Source organism: Amycolatopsis sp. NPDC049253 (assembly GCF_040678995.1).
Lineage (GTDB): Bacteria > Actinomycetota > Actinomycetes > Mycobacteriales > Pseudonocardiaceae > Amycolatopsis.
The window spans coordinates 435,274-453,116 of sequence record NZ_JBFAQX010000004.1 but is presented as its reverse complement, the minus strand read 5'-3'; the positions used below and the strand labels follow the sequence as shown (position 1 = coordinate 453,116).

At 72.0% G+C, this 17,843-nt stretch carries 16 protein-coding genes; 7 read left to right on the top strand and 9 right to left on the bottom strand.

The features are described from left to right. Nucleotides 1-51: 51 nt before the first annotated feature. Nucleotides 52-2,862, bottom strand: coding sequence for an aconitate hydratase AcnA (acnA, locus tag AB0K15_RS12670; RefSeq protein ID WP_364048809.1), 2,811 nt, complete (start codon nt 2,860-2,862; stop codon nt 52-54). A gap of 437 nt (nt 2,863-3,299) precedes the next feature. Here acnA and AB0K15_RS12665 point away from each other — a divergent pair, with 437 nt between their 5' ends. Together AB0K15_RS12665 and AB0K15_RS12660 are read left to right on the top strand one after the other, a co-directional pair. Further along, a complete protein-coding gene (locus AB0K15_RS12665) occupies nt 3,300-4,568 on the top strand; it encodes an NlpC/P60 family protein (RefSeq protein ID WP_364048807.1) in 1,269 nt (422 codons plus the stop codon). Between the two features lie 19 nt (nt 4,569-4,587). Then, nucleotides 4,588-5,253, top strand: coding sequence for an SMI1/KNR4 family protein (locus AB0K15_RS12660; RefSeq protein ID WP_364048805.1), 666 nt, complete (start codon nt 4,588-4,590; stop codon nt 5,251-5,253). Here the strand turns inward: AB0K15_RS12660 and AB0K15_RS12655 are convergent. Then, the gene (locus AB0K15_RS12655) at nt 5,207-5,989 is read right to left on the bottom strand and encodes a GNAT family N-acetyltransferase (protein WP_364048803.1); all 783 of its coding nucleotides are present in this window, start codon (nt 5,987-5,989) and stop codon (nt 5,207-5,209) included. The genes AB0K15_RS12660 and AB0K15_RS12655 overlap by 47 nt on opposite strands. Nucleotides 5,990-6,387: 398 nt before the next feature. On the opposite strand from AB0K15_RS12655, the gene AB0K15_RS12650 reads away from it, so the two are divergent. Genes AB0K15_RS12650 through AB0K15_RS12640 form a run of 3 tightly spaced genes read left to right on the top strand, consistent with a single transcriptional unit; the run spans nt 6,388 to nt 9,382 of the window. After that, nucleotides 6,388-7,452 (top strand): MoxR family ATPase, encoded by a 1,065-nt coding sequence (locus AB0K15_RS12650; RefSeq protein ID WP_360601617.1) that lies wholly within the window; start codon nt 6,388-6,390, stop codon nt 7,450-7,452. 5 nt (nt 7,453-7,457) lie between these two features. Continuing rightward, nucleotides 7,458-8,405 (top strand): DUF58 domain-containing protein, encoded by a 948-nt coding sequence (locus tag AB0K15_RS12645; protein ID WP_354884708.1) that lies wholly within the window; start codon nt 7,458-7,460, stop codon nt 8,403-8,405. Beyond that, nucleotides 8,402-9,382: a VWA domain-containing protein gene (locus tag AB0K15_RS12640; RefSeq protein ID WP_360601613.1), complete on the top strand. Its 981-nt coding sequence runs from the start codon at nt 8,402-8,404 to the stop codon at nt 9,380-9,382. Before AB0K15_RS12645 ends, AB0K15_RS12640 begins: the two co-directional genes overlap by 4 nt. A 6-nt stretch (nt 9,383-9,388) precedes the next feature. On the opposite strand, the gene AB0K15_RS12635 is transcribed toward AB0K15_RS12640, so the two are convergent. Genes AB0K15_RS12635 through AB0K15_RS12610 form a run of 6 tightly spaced genes read right to left on the bottom strand, consistent with a single transcriptional unit; the run spans nt 9,389 to nt 14,667 of the window. Then, nucleotides 9,389-9,856 (bottom strand): tRNA (cytidine(34)-2'-O)-methyltransferase, encoded by a 468-nt coding sequence (locus AB0K15_RS12635; RefSeq protein ID WP_364048800.1) that lies wholly within the window; start codon nt 9,854-9,856, stop codon nt 9,389-9,391. Nucleotides 9,857-9,873: 17 nt separating this feature from the next. Beyond that, nucleotides 9,874-10,308 (bottom strand): thioesterase family protein, encoded by a 435-nt coding sequence (locus tag AB0K15_RS12630; RefSeq protein WP_364048798.1) that lies wholly within the window; start codon nt 10,306-10,308, stop codon nt 9,874-9,876. Between the two features lie 23 nt (nt 10,309-10,331). Then, a complete protein-coding gene (locus AB0K15_RS12625; RefSeq protein ID WP_364048796.1) occupies nt 10,332-11,273 on the bottom strand; it encodes a TAXI family TRAP transporter solute-binding subunit in 942 nt (313 codons plus the stop codon). Continuing rightward, a complete protein-coding gene (locus AB0K15_RS12620) occupies nt 11,270-12,655 on the bottom strand; it encodes a HAMP domain-containing sensor histidine kinase (RefSeq protein WP_364048794.1) in 1,386 nt (461 codons plus the stop codon). The genes AB0K15_RS12625 and AB0K15_RS12620 overlap by 4 nt, the downstream gene beginning before the upstream one ends. A gap of 3 nt (nt 12,656-12,658) precedes the next feature. Then, nucleotides 12,659-13,324: a response regulator transcription factor gene (locus AB0K15_RS12615; RefSeq protein WP_364048792.1), complete on the bottom strand. Its 666-nt coding sequence runs from the start codon at nt 13,322-13,324 to the stop codon at nt 12,659-12,661. Nucleotides 13,325-13,338: 14 nt separating this feature from the next. Continuing rightward, the gene (locus AB0K15_RS12610; protein WP_364048790.1) at nt 13,339-14,667 is read right to left on the bottom strand and encodes an MFS transporter; all 1,329 of its coding nucleotides are present in this window, start codon (nt 14,665-14,667) and stop codon (nt 13,339-13,341) included. Nucleotides 14,668-15,015: 348 nt separating this feature from the next. Between AB0K15_RS12610 and AB0K15_RS12605 the strand changes: the two genes are divergently transcribed. Beyond that, nucleotides 15,016-15,720, top strand: coding sequence for a beta-ketoacyl-ACP reductase (locus AB0K15_RS12605; RefSeq protein ID WP_285966883.1), 705 nt, complete (start codon nt 15,016-15,018; stop codon nt 15,718-15,720). A 55-nt stretch (nt 15,721-15,775) separates the two neighbouring features. Continuing rightward, complete coding sequence (fabI, locus tag AB0K15_RS12600; RefSeq protein WP_364048788.1) at nt 15,776-16,543, top strand: enoyl-ACP reductase FabI; 768 nt, start codon at nt 15,776-15,778, stop codon at nt 16,541-16,543. Between the two features lie 58 nt (nt 16,544-16,601). Here fabI and AB0K15_RS12595 read toward each other — a convergent pair whose 3' ends face one another. Then, nucleotides 16,602-17,804, bottom strand: coding sequence for a Cmx/CmrA family chloramphenicol efflux MFS transporter (locus AB0K15_RS12595; protein WP_364048786.1), 1,203 nt, complete (start codon nt 17,802-17,804; stop codon nt 16,602-16,604). Nucleotides 17,805-17,843 lie beyond the last annotated feature (39 nt).

The following is a 17,843-nucleotide window of genomic DNA, read 5'->3' as shown; positions in this document are numbered from 1 at the left end:
CCGCCCCGGGCAGTCCCGGAGCGGCCTTCGCGTGTGTTCTGACCAGGTGGATCAGGCGTTGGTCATCTTGCGCAGCACGTACTGCAGGATGCCGCCGTTGCGGTAGTAGTCGGCCTCGCCCGGGGTGTCGATGCGGACGTCGGCGTCGAACTCCACCTTGGTGCCGTCTTCCTTGGTGGCGGTGACGTGCACCGTGCGCGGGGTCTCGCCGTCGTTGAGCTTGGTGATGCCGGAGATGTCGAAGGTCTCCGTGCCGTCCAGCTTCAGCGACGCGGCCGACTCGCCGGCCGGGAACTGCAGCGGGATGACGCCCATGCCGATGAGGTTCGAGCGGTGGATGCGCTCGAACGACTCGGTGATCACCGCGCGCACGCCCAGCAGCGAGGTGCCCTTGGCCGCCCAGTCACGCGACGAGCCCGAGCCGTACTCCTTGCCGCCCAGCACGACCAGCGGGGTGCCCTGCGCGGCGTAGTTCTGGGCCGCGTCGTAGATGAACGCCTGCGGGGCGCCGTCCTGGGTGAAGTCGCGGGTGTAGCCGCCCTGCACGTCGTCCAGCAGCTGGTTGCGCAGCCGGATGTTCGCGAAGGTGCCGCGGATCATGACCTCGTGGTTGCCGCGGCGCGAGCCGTAGGAGTTGAAGTCCTTGCGCTCGATGCCGTGCTCGCTGAGGTACTTGCCGGCCGGGGTGTCGGCCTTGATCGCGCCGGCGGGGGAGATGTGGTCGGTGGTGACCGAGTCGCCCAGCTTCGCCAGCACGCGCGCGCCGGAGATGTCGGTGACCGGCGCCGGCTCGGCCTGCATGCCCTCGAAGTACGGGGGCTTGCGGACGTAGGTGGACTCGGCGTCCCACTCGAAGGTCTTGCCCTCGGGCGTGGGCAGCGCCTTCCAGCGCTCGCCGCCGTCGAAGACGTCGGCGTAGTCCTTGGCGAACATCTCCTGCGTGATCGAGGAGTCGATGGTCTCCTGGATCTCCTGCGGCGTCGGCCAGATGTCCTTCAGGAACACGTCGTTGCCGTCGGTGTCCTGGCCCAGCGGCTGGTGCTCGAAGTCGAAGTCCATCGTGCCGGCCAGGGCGTAGGCGATGACCAGCGGCGGCGACGCGAGGTAGTTCATCTTCACGTCGGGGTTGATGCGGCCTTCGAAGTTCCGGTTGCCCGAGAGCACCGAGACGGCGGTGAGGTCGTTCTCCTGGATCGCGGCGGAGATCTCGTCCGACAGCGGGCCGGAGTTGCCGATGCAGGTGGTGCAGCCGTAGCCGACCAGGTGGTAGCCCAGCTTCTCCAGGTACGGCCACAGGCCGGCCTTGTTGTAGTAGTCGGTGACGACCTGCGAGCCCGGCGCCATCGACGTTTTGACCCACGGCTTGACCGCGAGGCCCTTGTCGACCGCGTTGCGGGCGAGCAGTGCGGCGCCCAGCATCACCGACGGGTTCGAGGTGTTGGTGCACGAGGTGATCGAGGCGATCACCACGGCACCGTGGTCGAGCACGAACTCGCCGCGCTCGGCGGACTTGACGGTGACCGGCTTCGACGGACGGCCCGACGCGCCGTTGGCGGCCGATTGCACCGGCACGGCGTCCTCGTCGGCGAACGAGAGCGAAGCCGGGTCGCTCGCGGGGAAGGTCTCCTCGATGGTCTCGTCGACCTTGGTGTGCGGCGCCGGGTACTGCTCCTCCACGTAGTCGTGCACCGACTTGCGGAACGAGTTCTTGGCGTCGGACAGCTCGATGCGGTCCTGCGGGCGCTTCGGGCCGGCGATCGACGGGACGACCGTCGACAGGTCCAGCTCGATGTACTCGGAGTAGACCGGCTCGTGGGACGCGTCGTGCCAGAGGCCCTGCTCCTTGGCGTAGGCCTCGACGAGCGCGACCTGCTCGGCCGAGCGGCCGGTGAGCTTGAGGTAGCGCATGGTCTCGTCGTCGATCGGGAAGATCGCCGCGGTGGAGCCGAACTCGGGGCTCATGTTGCCGATGGTGGCGCGGTTGGCCAGCGGCACCGAGGCGACGCCCTCGCCGTAGAACTCGACGAACTTGCTGACCACGCCGTGCTTGCGCAGCATCTCGGTGATCGTGAGCACCACGTCGGTGGCGGTCACGCCGGTCGGGATCTCGCCGGTCAGCTTGAAGCCGACCACGCGCGGGATGAGCATCGACACCGGCTGGCCCAGCATGGCGGCCTCGGCCTCGATGCCGCCGACGCCCCAGCCCAGCACGCCCAGGCCGTTGACCATCGTGGTGTGGGAGTCGGTGCCGACGCAGGAGTCGGGGTAGGCCTGGCCGCCCCGGGCCATGACCGTGCGCGCGAGGTGCTCGATGTTGACCTGGTGCACGATGCCGGTGCCCGGCGGCACGACCTTGAACTCGTCGAAGGCGCCCTGGCCCCAGCGCAGGAACTGGTAACGCTCGCGGTTGCGCTCGTACTCGATCTCGACGTTGCGCTCGAACGCGTCGGCGCGGCCGAACACGTCGATGATCACGGAGTGGTCGATGACCAGCTCGGCGGGGGCCAGCGGGTTCACCTTGTCGGGGTCGCCGCCGAGGTCGGTGACGGCCTCGCGCATGGTCGCGAGGTCCACGACGCAAGGAACGCCGGTGAAGTCCTGCATGATCACGCGCGCCGGCGTGAACTGGATCTCGATGGACGGGTCGGCGCTGGGGTCCCAGCTGCCGAGCGCGCGGATGTGGTCGGCGGTGATGTTCGCGCCGTCCTCGGTGCGCAGCAGGTTCTCGAGCAGGATCTTCAGGCTGTACGGCAGGCGCTCGGCGCCCTCGACCTTGTTCAGGCGGAAGACCTCGTACGAGTTGTCTCCGACCTTCAGCGTGTCTTTGGCGCCGAAGCTGTCCTTGCTGGCAGGTGCAGTCACGTCTAACTCCAGTGGCGGGGACCCGCGCCGTCGCGGGTGCGGGCCCCGGGTCAGTTCGGTGTGTGTTTCGCGGTCCTCGGGAAGACCACGACCGAGTCTTGCGCACCCCCACCGTAGGACCGGAATCGGGATGGCACCTCTCGTCCGTCGCCTCAAACAGTACGCGTGTCCTGTATTCACTTCAAGACGACACGCGGAGTGAGCTGGGCCATTCGGACACGCCGCACGTCGAGGGGTCCCCCGATGAGGGGAATTGGTGTCTACGGTGTGTGAGTTCCGCCTGAGGCTTGTGATAGTGGTGTGACTGCAGTGGCACGCGGTGTGATCACTGCTGGCAGGCGCTGGTGAGCGGGAGGTGGCTGGTCGTGGTGGTCCGGCGTGGACGGGGCGGCAGACCGGGCGTACGGCGTGGCGTCACCGTCGGCACCTTCGCCCTCGTGGTCCTGTTCGGAGCAACGGGCACGGGCCTGGCGGTACCGCCACCCCCGCCCAACCCGAGCGACTCCGAGCTGAACTCGTCGAAGGCCGCGGCCAACGAGAAGGCCGGCGAGGTCGGCAAGCTCACCAACCAGCTCGCGCAGGCCGAGCAGAGGCTCAGCTCACTGCAGGACGACGTCGAGCTGAAGCAGGAACAGGCCATGAAGGCCCTGGTCGACCTGCAGTCGGCGCAGGACGCCGCGAGCCAGGCCGAGGCCGCCGCGAAGTCCGCGCGCACGGAGGCCGATGCCGCGGCGGGCGCGATCGAGAAGGCGCGCGAGGACCTCAAGGAGTTCGCGGCCGCCAGCTTCGAGCAGGGCAGCACGGTCGGCTCCATCTCGGCGTACCTGACCTCCGACAGCCCCAAGGACCTGCTGGCCCGCGCGCAGATCCTCGACTCCATCGGCGGCTCTCGGCTCAACGCGCTCGACCGCCTGCAGCAGGCGCAGACGGACAAGTCCAACAAGGACGCCGCCGCGCGCAAGGCCCTCGACGTCGCGCAGCAGAAGCAGGAAGCCGCCCGCCAGGCGAAGAGCGGCGCCGACGCCGCCCAGGCCGACGCCGTGCAGGCGCAGCAGGCCCAGGCATCGCAGAACCAGCAGCTGCAGGCGAGCAAGAGCTCGGTGGAGCAGCAGCTCTACGCGGCGCAGTCGAAGGTCAACGGCCTGCAGGGCCAGCGCCAGCGCTACCAGGACTGGCTGGCGCAGAAGCAGCGCGAGGACGAGGAACGCGCCCGCCAGGCGGCGCTGGGCTCCTCGGGCGGCGGCCGTCCCTCGTCGGGCGGCGGCCGGCCTTCGCCCGCGGCGGGCTCGTCGATCGAGTCCGTGATCGCCCGGGCGCTGTCGCAGCTGGGCCGCCCGTACGCCTGGGGCGGCGGCAACGGCAGCGGCCCCACCCGCGGCATCCACGACGGCGGCGTCGCCGACATGTACGGCGACTACCGCAAGATCGGCTTCGACTGCTCCGGCCTGATGATCTACGCCTTCGCCGGCGTCCGTGCCCTCCCGCACTACAGCGGCTACCAGTACACCTCCGGCCGCCGCGTTCCCCTCTCCCAGATGCGCCGCGGCGACATGCTCTTCTGGGGCGGCCCGGGCGGCATCCACCACGTCGCCCTGTACCTGGGCGGCGGGCAGATGGTGGAGGCCCCGCAGTCCGGCTCGTACGTGCGGGTGACGGCGGTACGGTACGGCGGGATCATGCCGTATGCGACCCGGTTGATCGGCTGAGGTCGTACGCTCGTCCCTCGTGACGTGGGACGGAGTCCGCGACCGGCTGGCGCGGCTGGCGAAGCGGCGCGACGCGTGCTCGGTGTTCGGCGCGAGCGCACACGGGTTCCGGCTGGCTCCAGCCTTGAGCGAACGCGAGGTCGAGGGCATCGAGGAGCAGTTCGGCGCGCCGTTGCCCGAGCCGTACCGGAGCTTCCTCGTGGAGGTCGGCGCCGGCGGGGCGGGCCCGGGTTACGGGCTGCTGGGCTTCGGCCGGTCCGGCCGGAGCTGGGAGTTCGCCGCCGGCGACCGGCGTGGCGACTCCGTGGACCTGCGGGCGGAGTTCCCGCACCGAGAGCTCTTCCACCACGCCGAATGGCCGGACTTAACGAAGCTCCCGCAGGAGCGATGGTCCGAGGTGTCCCGCTCGCTCGATGCCCGCGACGACGCCGACACCTACGGCACCCTGCCGCTCTGCCACCAGGGCTGCGGCCACTACGACCTCCTCGTGGTGACCGGCCCCGACCGCGGCGCGCTGTGGTTCGACGGTGAGGCCTCCGACGGCGGAATCGGCCCGCAGGCCGACAGCCGCGGCCGGATGACCTTCGACCGCTGGTACCTCGGCTGGCTCGCGGAGGTCGAGGCCGCGGTGGGCCGGGCTAGGCCGGGGTCCAGACGTACGGCGTGGTCGTGGTCACGGGGGTGAAGCCGAGGCGCTGGAGGATCGGGCGGCTCGGTGGGAGGGCGTCGACCTGGAGGTAGCGGGCGCCGCGGGTGCGGGCGGTGGCGGCGCGGTGCGCGACGAGCGCGCGGTAGAGGCCGCGGCCCCGGAAGTCGGGCAGGGTGGCGCCGCCCCAGAGGCCGGCGAAGGTGGTGCCGGCGAGGAGTTCCAGGCGGGCCGCGGAGACGACGCGGCCGGCGGATTCGGCGACGACGTGGACCGTCGTGCCGTGGTCTTCGCGGGCGCGGGCGAGCAGGTCGCGGGCGACGGCGGCCTCGTCGCTGCCGAAGACGGTGGCGCTGAGGTGCGCGATGCGGCGCAGGTCGGCCTCGCCGGTGGCTTCGCGGATGGTGACGTCGGCCGGGGGCGGCGCCGAGGAGGAAATCGCATCCAGCGGGGCGATGAGGACCGTTTCCGTTTCCTCCGGTGCGAAACCGGCGGCGATCAGCCGGCCGGGCAGATCGGCGGGGCGGTCGTAGGCGCGGGTTTTCCATTCGAACGCTTCGCCGCGTGAGGCGAAGAAGCGGACCTGGCGGCGGATGAGGGCGTCGAGCGCAGGGCCGGTCACCCCGAGGTCCGGCGGGCCCACCACGAAACCGCGCCGGGCGCCGAGGATGCGGGTGACGGGGGTGTCGCGGTCCAGGGTCGTGCCCGGTTCCGCGGTGGTCAGCTCGGCGGTGCGGACTTCGGCGTCGTAGGCGGCCAGGAGGGGGTCGGTCATGGGGCGACGCTAGCGTGGGCGGGCGATCCGGGGATCGTGTTCGCCGGTGGTGCCGCTCGGCCGGCGTCCGGTGTCCGGTGTGGACAGACCGCGGGTGGTGGACGCCGCTGGGACCCGCCCGTCGCTGAAGAGTCCACTGTGGACCGCCTGGCCGCGCACGTCGACGCGGCCAGGGGAGAGGCTGCGGGGTGCACCGGACCGCCGGTCGAACCGGGCAAAAGCGACGATCTCGGCACGCTGGGCGACCTGCGCCGACGCCGCTGACACCGTCTTCACAGCTGTCACACCGCTGATGCGCTTGGCTACTCTGACGGGCCAGCGTGCCGCGCGGACTACGACCACGGGGAAGCAGTACGGTCGCGGGCGAGCCCGGAGAACGCAGAACCACAGGAGGCAGAGTGACCGAGCCCGGCTACGCCGAGGGCGGGAACGGGCAGCAGCCCGGCACGCCGGCGCGGGACGCCCAGTTGCTGGAACGCACCGTGTTCGAGGTCAAGCGCATCATCGTCGGCCAGGACCGGCTGGTGGAGCGCATGCTCGTCGGGTTGCTGGCCAAGGGGCACCTGCTGCTGGAAGGCGTGCCCGGTGTCGCGAAGACGCTGGCCGTGGAGACCTTCGCGCGGGTGGTCGGCGGGTCGTTCTCCCGGGTGCAGTTCACGCCCGACCTCGTGCCGGCCGACATCCTCGGCACGCGCATCTACCGCCAGGGCGCCGAGCGCTTCGACGTGGAGCTCGGCCCGGTCGTGGCCAACTTCGTCCTCGCCGACGAGATCAACCGCGCGCCCGCGAAGGTGCAGTCGGCGATGCTGGAGGTGATGGCCGAGCGGCACGTGTCGATCGGCGGCCAGACCTTCCCGATGCCCGACCCGTTCCTCGTGCTCGCCACGCAGAACCCGATCGAGAACGAGGGCGTGTACCCGCTGCCCGAGGCGCAGCGCGACCGCTTCCTGTTCAAGATCGTGGTCGAGTACCCCACGGCCGAGGAAGAGCGCGAGATCATCTACCGGATGGGCGTCACGCCGCCGGTGCCCCACGAGGTCCTCAGCCCCAGCGAGCTGGTGCGCCTGCAGGGCGTCGCGTCGCAGGTGTTCGTGCACCACGCGCTGGTCGACTACGTGGTGCGCCTGGTGCTCACCACCCGCACGCCCAACGACCACGGCCTCGCCGACGTCGCGGGCTGGGTCTCCTACGGTGCGTCGCCGCGCGCGAGTCTCGGCATCATCGCCGCCGCCCGCGCGCTCGCGCTGGTGCGCGGCCGCGACTACGTGCTGCCGCAGGACGTCGTCGACGTGGTGCCCGACGTGCTGCGGCACCGCCTCGTCCTGTCCTACGACGCGCTGGCCGACGGCGTGCCCGTGGACCACATCATCACCCGCGTGCTGCAGACGGTGCCCCTGCCGCAGGTCTCGGCCCGGCCGCAGGGCGGGACCGGGCCGGTGCCGGCGGGCGCGCCCGTCAGGTAGTCGGCGTGGCAGGGAAGGCGCAGAAGGACCAGCGTCCCGGGTGGGCGCCCCCGGTGCTGCGCGGCGACCGCCTGGAGGCGGGGCTGCGCACGCTGGAGCTCGACGTCCGCCGCCGGCTCGACGGCCTGCTGCAGGGCAACCACCTCGGCCTCGTGCCGGGTCCCGGCTCCGAGCCGGGCGAGGCCCGGCCGTACCAGCCGGGCGACGACGTGCGGCGGATGGACTGGGCCGTCACGGCCCGCACGACCACGCCGCACATCCGCGAGACGGTGGCCGACCGCGAGCTGGAAACGTGGGTGGTCGCCGACATGTCCGCGAGCCTCGACTTCGGCACCGCGCTGTGCGAGAAGCGCGATCTGGTGGTGTGCGCGACGGCCGCCGTCGCCCACCTCACCGGCGGGGGCGGCAACCGCATCGGCGCGCTGGTGTCCAACGGCCAGGGCGTGAACCGCATCCCCGCGCGCGGCGGGCTGGCCCACGCGCGCGGCCTGATCCGGCGGCTCGCCGAGACCCCCCGGGCACCCGAAGGCGTCCGGGGCGATCTCGCCGACGCCTTGGAGCAGCTTCGCCGTCCGCCCCGTCGGCGCGGCCTGGGTGTGGTGATCTCGGACTTCCTGGGCCCCACCGACTGGCAGCGGCCGCTGCGCGCGCTCGGCGGGCACCACGAGCTCATCGCCATCGAAGTCCTCGACCCGCGCGACGTGGACCTGCCCGACGTGGGCACCGTCGTCCTGGCCGACCCGGAGACAGGGAAACAGCGCGAAGTGCACGCTTCCGCCTTGCTGCGCAAGGAGTTCGGCGCCGCGGCGCACGCCCATCGGCAGGACGTCGCGGCCGGGCTGCGCCGGGCGGGTGCGGCGCACCTGGTGCTGCGCACCGACTCCGACTGGATCGCCGACATGGTGCGGTTCGTGGTCGCGCGCAAGCGCCGCTGGTCGGGCGGTGTCGCATGAGCCTGACGGGTTTCACCTCGCCGTGGTGGTTCCTGCTGCTGATCCTGGTGGCGGCCGTGGCCGTCGCCTACGTGCTCGCCCAGCGGGCGCGGCGCAAGCGGGTGATGCGGTTCGCGAACCTGGAGCTGCTGGACAAGGTCGCACCGAAGACGCAGGGCTGGATCCGGCACCTGCCCGCGGTGCTGATCGTGTTCTCGCTGCTGGTGCTCACGGTGGCGCTGGCCGGGCCGACGGCCGAGCAGAAGGTGCCGCGCAACCGGGCCACCGTCGTGCTGGTGATCGACGTGTCGCTCTCGATGGAGGCCACCGACGTCGCGCCCAACCGGCTGAAGGCGGCGCAGGACGCGGCCAAGCAGTTCGCCGAGAACATGACCCCGGGCGTGAACCTGGGGCTGATCTCCTTCGCCGGCACCGCGACCGTGCTGGTCAACCCGACCACCGATCGCGCCGGGGTGGTGAAGGCGATCGACAACCTGAAGCTCGCCCAGTCCACCGCGACCGGTGAAGGCATTTTCGCGGCCATGCAGTCGATCGAGAGCTTCTCGGCCGTGGTCGGCGGCGCCGACGGGCCGCCGCCCGCGCGCATCGTGCTGATGAGCGACGGCAAGCAGACCGTGCCGGAGGATCTCTACGCCCCGCGCGGCGCGTACACCGCGGCGCAGGCGGCGAAGCAGGCGCAGATGCCGATCTCGTCGATCTCGTTCGGCACCACGCACGGTTCGGTCGACATCGAGGGTAAACCGCAGGACGTGCGGGTCGACGACGACTCCCTGAAGGAGATCGCGCGGCTGTCCGGCGGCGACTTCTACAAAGCCGCCAGCGCCGACGAGCTGAAGAAGGTCTACGCCGACCTCGGCGAGCAGATCGGCTACGAGCTCAAGAACGCCGACGCGAGCAAACCGTGGGTCGTGATCGGCACCCTGGTGCTGATGATCGGGGCGGCGGCCGCGTTGCTGATCGGCCAGAGACTCCCGTAGCACGCTTCAGCCTGGCGGCAGACCGAAACCGTTCTGCCGCCAGGCTTCGTAGATCGTGATGGCCGCGGTGTTGGCCAGGTTGAGCGAGCGGCTCGTGGGCAGCATCGGCAGCCGCACCCGGTCGGTGATCTCGGCCGCGTGCTGCACGGCGTCGGGCAGGCCGGCGGACTCGGGGCCGAACATCAGCACGTCGCCGGGTTCGTAGGCCACGTCGGTGTAGAGGCGCGTGGCCTTGGCGCTGAACGCGTAGACCTTGGCCGGCAACAGCGCTCGCCACGCGGCGGCGAGATCGGCGTGCACGCGGACGCGCGCGAGGTCGTGGTAGTCGAGCCCGGCGCGGCGCAGCTGCTTGTCCTCGAGCGTGAACCCCAGCGGCTCGACCAGGTGCAGCTCGCAGCCGGTGTTGGCGGCGAGGCGGATCGCGTTGCCGGTGTTCGGCGGGATCTCGGGGTGGTAGAAGAGCACGCGGAACACGGCGGACCTCGGGAACGTCAGGGAGCGGTGGGGACGGGCAGGTGGGCCGCGTAGACGTCGCGCACCGCGGCGGGGATCGCCTGCTTGCGCAGAGTCTCGGGATCGACGAGCACGTAGCGGACCTTCGCCTCGGTGGTGAGCTTGCCGCCGCGGCGGATTTCCGACTCGTAGACGATCGACGTGGTCCCGAGGTGCGCGAGGAACACCGCCACGACGAGGTCGTCGTCGTAGCGGCACGGGGCGCGGTAGCGGAGGTTGGCCTCGGCGACCACCATGTCGGTGCCCGTGGCCAGGAACGCGTCGTACGAGCCGAACAGCGCCTTCACCACCTCGAACGAGGCCATGTCGACGTAGGACTGGTAGTGGGCGTTGAAGACGATCCCCTGGCCGTCGCACTCGTGGTAGCGCACGCGCAAGGGCATCTCGACGAGCGGTCGACGCGATGGGGTCACGCGACCAATCTAGCGAGCGCCGCTCAGCCGTGGAGCGCCCGGTAGGTGTCGGCCGCGCCGGGGTGCAGCGGCACGGGCTGGGTGCCGATGAGAGTGCGCACGTCGAGGAACTGCGTCCCGACGGCCTGCGCCGGCACCAGATCGGCCGCGCGCCCGGCCAGCACCCGCACCACCGCCGCGGCGACGTCCGAGGGCAGCCGCGGGGCGCAGACGAGCAGGTTCGCCACGCCGATCGTCGCGGGCGCCCCGACTCCCGCGTACGCGCCGGCGGGCACCTGGACCTGTTCGTAGACCGGGCCGTGCCGCGCGCGCAACGCGGGGATCACGGCCGCGAGCGGCAGCAGGGCCAGCGGTGTCGTGCGGTTGAGCTCGGCGAGCGCGGGGGTGGGGAGGCCGCCCGACCACAGGAGCGCGTCGATGCGGTGGCTCGCCAGCGCGGCGATGGCGTCCGCCAGCGGCAGGTGCTGAGCCACCACGGACACCCCGGCCGCGGCGAACACGCGCTCGCCCAGCTGCGCGGCGCCCGACCCGCCCGCGCCGACGGACACCGGACGTCCGGCCAGGTCGCGCAGCTGTGCGAGACCGTCGTCCGCGCGCACGACCAGCTGCAGGTAGTTCTCGTACACCCGGCCCAGTGCCCGCAACGGGACCGGCGCGGGGAACGGCGCCCGGCCCGCGAGCGCCGACTGCGCGACGTCCGCGAGCACCAGCCCCAGATCGGCCGTTCCGTCGCGCACCCGCTCGACGTTCACGACACTCGCCTCGGTCGCCACGGCCACGCAGTGCAGCCGCGGCTCCGCCCGGCTCACCTCGGCGGCGAGCACCTCCGCGAACGCCAGGTAGAACCCGCCCTGCTCCCCGGCGGCGATCGTGACGGACCGCTCGGGGCCGCGGTACGCGGGCGAGCACCCGGCGAGGGCGAGACCGAGGCCGCCGAGCAACGCGGTGCGGCGGGTGATCGTCACGGCGTCACCGCCGGCAGCGTGACGCGGACCTGCAGCCCGTGCGGCGCGTTGGCCCGCAGTTCGAGCGTGCCGCCGCGGGCCCGGGTCTGCTCGCGCGCGATGGCGAGACCGAGACCCGTACCGCGGGGTGCGCCGTCGCCGCCGGCGCGCCAGAAGCGGTCCGTCGCGCGGGCGAGGTCGGCGGCAGGCAGACCGGGGCCGTCGTCGGTGACGACGAGGGTGGCGGCGCCCGGCGCGGCTTCCCACGCGGCCGAGATGGTGGCGCCGCGGCCGGCGTGGTGGACGGCGTTGTCGAGGAGCACGTCGAGGATCTGCGCGAGCTCGCCCTCGGGGGTGTACACGAGCACGGGTTCGTCGTGCCCGGGACAGGGGAGCAGGGTGGCACCGGCGTCGTCGGCGGCGGGCCGCCAGGCGTCGACGCGCTCGGCGATCACGGCGGCGAGGTCGGCGGGTTCGTCGTCCGTGCCGGCGGCGATGCGGGTGGCGGCGGACTCCGCGGTGGCGAGCGCGAGCAGGCCGTCGAGGATGCGTTCGAGGCGTTCGACCTCCGCGACGATCGCCCGGTACGCCGGCTCGTTCGCCTCGGCCGACGCGAGCGAGTCGACGCGCAGCCGCAGCGCGGCCATCGGGTTGCGCAGCTGGTGGGAGGTGTCCGCGACGAGCCGGTGCTGCTGGTCCGCGGCCTCGGCCACGGCGTCGGACATGCGGTTCACCGAAGCCGCCAGCGACCGCAGCTCGCGCGGCCCGGAGCTCTCCGGCACCTGCGCGCGGTGGCCGCCCGCGACGGCCAGCACGCCCGTCTCCAGCTCCAGCAGCGGCCGCACCATCCACCGGGCCAGCAGCACCGCCAGCAGCACGAACACGGCGGCCACGAGCAGCGCCCCGGCCGCGATCGCGCTCCAGCGGGCGGCGACGTCGGCCGCCGCCGCGGCCACGGAAGCGCGCAGCACCACCACCCCGGCCACCCGCGTGCCCGATCCCACCGGGCGTGCGAACAGCATCGGCCCGGCCGACCACGGGCTCAGCCGCTCGGCGCGCGGCGCCGGCTCGTTGCGCATGGTCGCCTCCACGAGCGCGCGGACCGCCGGTGCCGCTGCCGTGAGCCCGCCCGTCTGCACCAGCGGGGCGCGCTGCGCGTCGACGACCACCACGGCCTCGCCGTAGAGCGCCGAGTACCGCTCGGCCTCGGCGTCGAGCGCCGCCGGGTCGTGCGCGTCGACCGCCTGCTGCGCCAGCACGCCGAACCGGTCGACGTCGCTGCTGCGGGAGATCACCAGCTGCTGCGTGCGCTGCTCGGCCGTGCTCGCCAGCAGCGGCACGGCGAACGCGGCCACCACGAGCAGCGCGAGCGCGACCAGCACGACGAGCAGGCGGGTGCGCACCGCTCAGCCCCGGCCCAGCCGGTAGCCGAAGCCGCGGATCGTGATGAGCAGGCCAGGGCGGTCGAGCTTGGCGCGCAGCTGTGTCATGTGGACGTCGAGCGATCGGGAGATCGCCAGGTACGCGTCGCCCCACACCTCGTCCATCAGCTGCTGGCGGCTCACGGCGGTGCCGGGCCGCGCGGCGAGCACGGCCAGCACCGCGAACTCCTTCGTCGTCAGCCCGATGTCCCGGCCCGCCACCAGGACGCGGCGCGCACCGAGGTCGATCTCGACGTCTTCGAGCCGCACCACGGCGTCGTCGGCCGGGGTGTCGCGCACGCCCGCCCGGCGCACGACGGCGTCCATCCGCGCGAGCAGTTCGGCCAGGCGCACGGGTTTCGTGAGGTAGTCGTCGGCACCCAGGCGCAGCCCGCGGACGATGGACCGCTCGTCGCCGCGGGCGGTCAGCACGATCACGGGCACGGCGGAGACCTGGCGGATCTTGCGCAGCACGTCGAGCCCGTCGAGGTCCGGCAGGCCGAGGTCGAGCAGCAGCAGATCGGCCTCACGGTGCCGGTGCAGCGCGTCGGCACCGCGGCCGACGCTGGTCACGGTGTGGCCGCGCGCGTGCAGCGTCTCGGCGAGCGCACCGGCGACCCCGGTGTCGTCCTCCACGAGCAGCACGCGCACGGCCGTCCTCCCGCTCAGTCTTCGTCCTGCTCCAGTGCGGACGAACGCGACGTTTCGCGCATTGTCCCGTACACGACGAGCGAGACGAGGATGCAGCCCGCGACGTACCAGAAGAACAGGGACTCGTGCCCCGCCTTCTTCAGCGCCTGGGCGATGAGCTCCGCCGTGCCGCCGAAGATCGCGACCGTCAGCGCGTACGGCAGACCGACGCCGAGCGCGCGGATCCGGGTGGGGAACAGCTCGGCCTTCACGATCGCGTTGATGGACGTGTAGCCCGTGACGATCACGAGCGCGCCGAGCAGCAGCAGGAACGCGAGCACGGGCTGTTTCGTGTGCGCCATGGTGGTCATGATCGGGACGGTGAGCACGGTGCCCGCGATGCCGAAGAACATCAGCAGCTTGCGCCGGCCGATCCGGTCCGACAGCCGCCCGGCCACCGGCTGCAGCAGCGCGAACACCAGCAGCGCGATGAAGAGGATCCACGTCACCGTTCGGCGCGGGATGTCGGCGGTGTTCTCGAGGAACTTCTGCGTGTAGGTCGCGTAGGTGTAGAACGCGACCGTGCCGCCGAGCGTGAGGCCGACGACGAGCGCGATCTCCTTGGGGTACTTCACGAGCGTGCGCAGCGTGCCGCGTTCGCCGGCCTGCTTGCCGGATCCCGATTCCGCGGCCACGCGCTCGTAGCTCGCCGACTCGTCCATGGTGCGCCGCAACGCCATCACGACCACGGCCGCGACGGCGCCGACCACGAACGCGATCCGCCAGCCCCAGTCGCCCATCTGCGCCTCGGTGAGAAGGCTCTGCAGGATCAGCTGCAGCCCGAGCGCGAGCAGCTGCCCGCCGACGAGGGTCACGTACTGGAAGCTGGAGTAGAAACCGCGCTTGCCGGGAGTGGCCACTTCGGACAGATACGTCGCCGACGTCGAGTACTCGCCGCCCACCGAAAGACCCTGCAGCAGCCGTGCGAGCACGAGCAGGATCGGCGCCGCGACGCCGATGGCCGCGTAACCCGGCGTCGCCGCGATGAGCAGCGAGCCGAACGCCATCATGGAAACCGAGAGCACGAGCGCGCTGCGGCGCCCGAACCGGTCGGCGAAGCGCCCGAGCAGCCAGCCGCCCAGCGGGCGCATCAGGAACCCCACGGCGAACACGGCCGCGGTGTTGAGGAACTGGGCCGTCGCGTCGCCGCCGGGGAAGAACGCTTTGGCGAAATAGATCGTGAACGCCGAGTAGGCGTACCAGTCGTACCACTCGACGAGGTTGCCGATGGAGCCGCGCAGCACGTTGCCGACGACTCGGCGCTCGACCTCGCGGGTCACCGGGGTGGGGATCCGGGTAGTCATCCTTGACCTCCTGTGTCGCGACTCACGGTGACCACCGGGGTACGCGCGCGGCAAGGTCGCGGCGCCGTTCCTTACCTGTCCTTAGGCGAGTTCCGGCCGTCTTGCGGGGCCGGGGGACCGGCGATCCTGATCACGTTTTGTGCGGATCGCACGCCCGGCCTTCCCCCGGTTTGTAGGAACCCTCTGGTCTGCGCAAACGGACCGGCGCGCCGCGCCCTAACCTCCGCTCTGGACTTCCGCGCCCGGCCCGGACGCGGAGGTGGCGCCGGGTGCGGCGACGCCGCGCGCGGCCGATAGCCTCGTCCCCACGCGTTCGCGACAGGGACACCGAGCAGAGGGAGACGTGCAGTGGGACGGTCGGTCTTGGTCACCGGCGGCAACCGGGGTATCGGTCTGGCGATCGCCCGGGACCTCGCCGAGCAGGGCCACCAGGTGGCCGTCACCCACCGCGGCTCCGGCGCGCCGGAAGGGCTCTTCGGGGTCGAAGCGGACGTCACGGACGCCGAGCAGATCGACGCCGCGTTCAAGCTGGTCGAGGAGCACCAAGGCCCCGTCGAGGTGCTCGTGTCCAACGCCGGGCTCACCGACGACACGCTCCTGATGCGCATGAGCGAGGAGCAGTTCGAGCGTGTGGTGAACGCGAACCTCACCGGCGCGTTCCGGGTCGCCAAGCGCGCGTCGCGCGGCATGCTGCGCGCCCGCTGGGGCCGGTTCATCTTCATCTCGTCGGTCGTCGGCCTCTCGGGCTCGGCGGGCCAGGCGAACTACGCCGCGTCGAAGGCCGGGCTCGTGGGCTTCTCGCGCTCGCTCGCGCGGGAGCTCGGCTCGCGCAACATCACGTCCAACGTGATCGCGCCCGGCTTCGTGCGCACCGACATGACCGACGCGCTCGGCGAGGACCGCAAGAAGGAGATCCTCGCCAACGTGCCCACCGGCCGTTACGCCGAGCCGGCCGAGATCGCCGCGGCCGTGCGCTACCTCGCCTCCGACGACGCCGCCTACGTCAACGGCGCGGTGCTGCCGGTCGACGGCGGCCTCGGCCTCGGCCACTGACCTTCCCGACCACCGCGACCACCACAAGCGACATCACCCAAGACTGGAGGAACCCTTGCCCGGACTGCTCGAAGGCAAGCGGCTGCTGATCACCGGCGTCATCACCGACGCCTCGCTCGCGTTCCACGCGGCCAAGATCGCGCAGCAGGAGGGCGCTGAGGTCGTGCTCACCGGCTTCGGCCGGCTCTCGCTGGTGAAGACGATCGCCAAGCGCCTCCCGAAGCCGGCGCCGGTGCTCGAGCTCGACGTGACCAACCAGGAGCACCTCGACACGCTCGCCGACCGCGTGCGTGAGCACGTCGACGGCCTCGACGGGGTGCTGCACTCGATCGGCTTCGCCCCGCAGACCTGCCTGGGCGCGCCGTTCCTGGACGCGCCGAGCGACGACGTGAAGATCGCCGTGGACGTGTCGGCGTTCTCGTTCAAGTCGCTGGCCGTGGCGACGCTGCCGCTGCTCTCGCGCGGCTCGTCGATCGTCGGCATGGACTTCGACGCGCGCGTGGCCTGGCCCGCCTACAACTGGATGGGCGTCGCGAAGGCGGCCCTGGAGTCGGTGAACCGCTACCTCGCGCGGGACCTCGGTCCGCGCGGCATCCGCGTGAACCTGGTCAGCGCCGGCCCGATGAAGACGATGGCCGCGAAGTCGATCCCGGGCTTCAACGAGCTCGAAGACGGCTGGAACGACCGCGCCCCGCTCGGCTGGGACAGCTCCGACCCGGACCCGACGGCCAAGACGGTCTGCGTCGCGCTGTCGGACTGGCTGCCCGCCACCACCGGCTCGATGATCATGGTCGACGGCGGCGTGCACGCGCTCGGCATCTGAGTTCTTTCCCTTACGGCGAACGGCTCCCGCGAAGTTGTCGCGGGAGCCGTTCGCCGTTTCACGGTGCGACCGGTTGGACCACCGGCTCTTCGGGGGAGCGAGCCGGGCGGCGGGCGTCGTCGGAACGCTGCAGACGCAGGGCGAACGTGAGGGCGGCCAGCGCGAGCCCGCCGAGCCCGACGCTCACCCACGCGACGCTCGGGAAGCCGAGACCCGCGTTGATCGCGACGCCGCCGGCCCACGGACCCGCGGTGTTGCCGACGTTGAAGCCCGACGTGGTGCTCGCGCCGACCAATGTGGACGATCCGCCCGCGACCGAGTACGCGCGGACGTTGAGGGCCGGGTTGGCCGCGAACGCCGCGGCGCCGAGCACCAGGACCGCGACGACGGCGACCACGGCGTCCGAGGTGACCGCGAGCGCGATCAGCGCGGCGACGGCCAGCCCCAGGCTGCCGTAGAGCGTCGAGAACGGGTGGGCGTCGGCGAGCTTGCCGCCCGCGAGGATGCCGATCACCGCGCCGACGCCGAAGAGCACCAAGACGAGCGGGACCGCCGAGGACGGCAGGCCGTCGGCCGACGTGAGCAACGGAGCGAGGTAGCTGAACGTCGCGAAGACCATGGCCTGCGTCAGCGCGATCACGCCCAGCGCCAGCCAGACGCGTCCGTTGCGGAAGACCCGCAGTTCGGTCCGCACCCGCAGGGCGGAGGAGTCGGAGACCGTGCGCGGCACGAACGCGAGGACGCCGGCGACGGCCACCACGGTCAGCGCGGCGACCGCCCAGAACGCGGTGCGCCAGCCGGCGTGCTGGCCGAGGACGGTGCCGGCGGGGACGCCCGCGATGTTCGCCAGCGTCAGGCCGCCGACGAGCACGGCGAGCGCACGGCCGCGGCGGGCCACGGGGACGAGTGAAACGGTGGTCGCCGCGGCGACGGCCCAGAACCCCGCGCAGGCCAGGGCGCTCACGATGCGGGTCGCGAAGAGCACGCCGTAACCCGGGGCGAGCGCGCCGATGACGTGCGAGCCGGCGAACACCACCAGCAGCGCGAGCAGGGTCGTGCGGCGGGGCAGCTTGAGCGTGCCGACGGCCAGCAGCGGCGCGCCGACCACCATCCCGACCGCGAACGCCGAGATGAGCAGGCCGGCGTCGGGGATGCTGACGCCGAGGTCGGCCGCCATCCCGGGCAGCAGCCCGGTGATCATGAACTCCGAGGTGCCGAGGGCGAAGATGCTGAGCCCGAGCACGAAGACGGCCAAGGGCACGGTTCGTCTCTCCTTTTGGAGTGATTGGTACAAAACTGG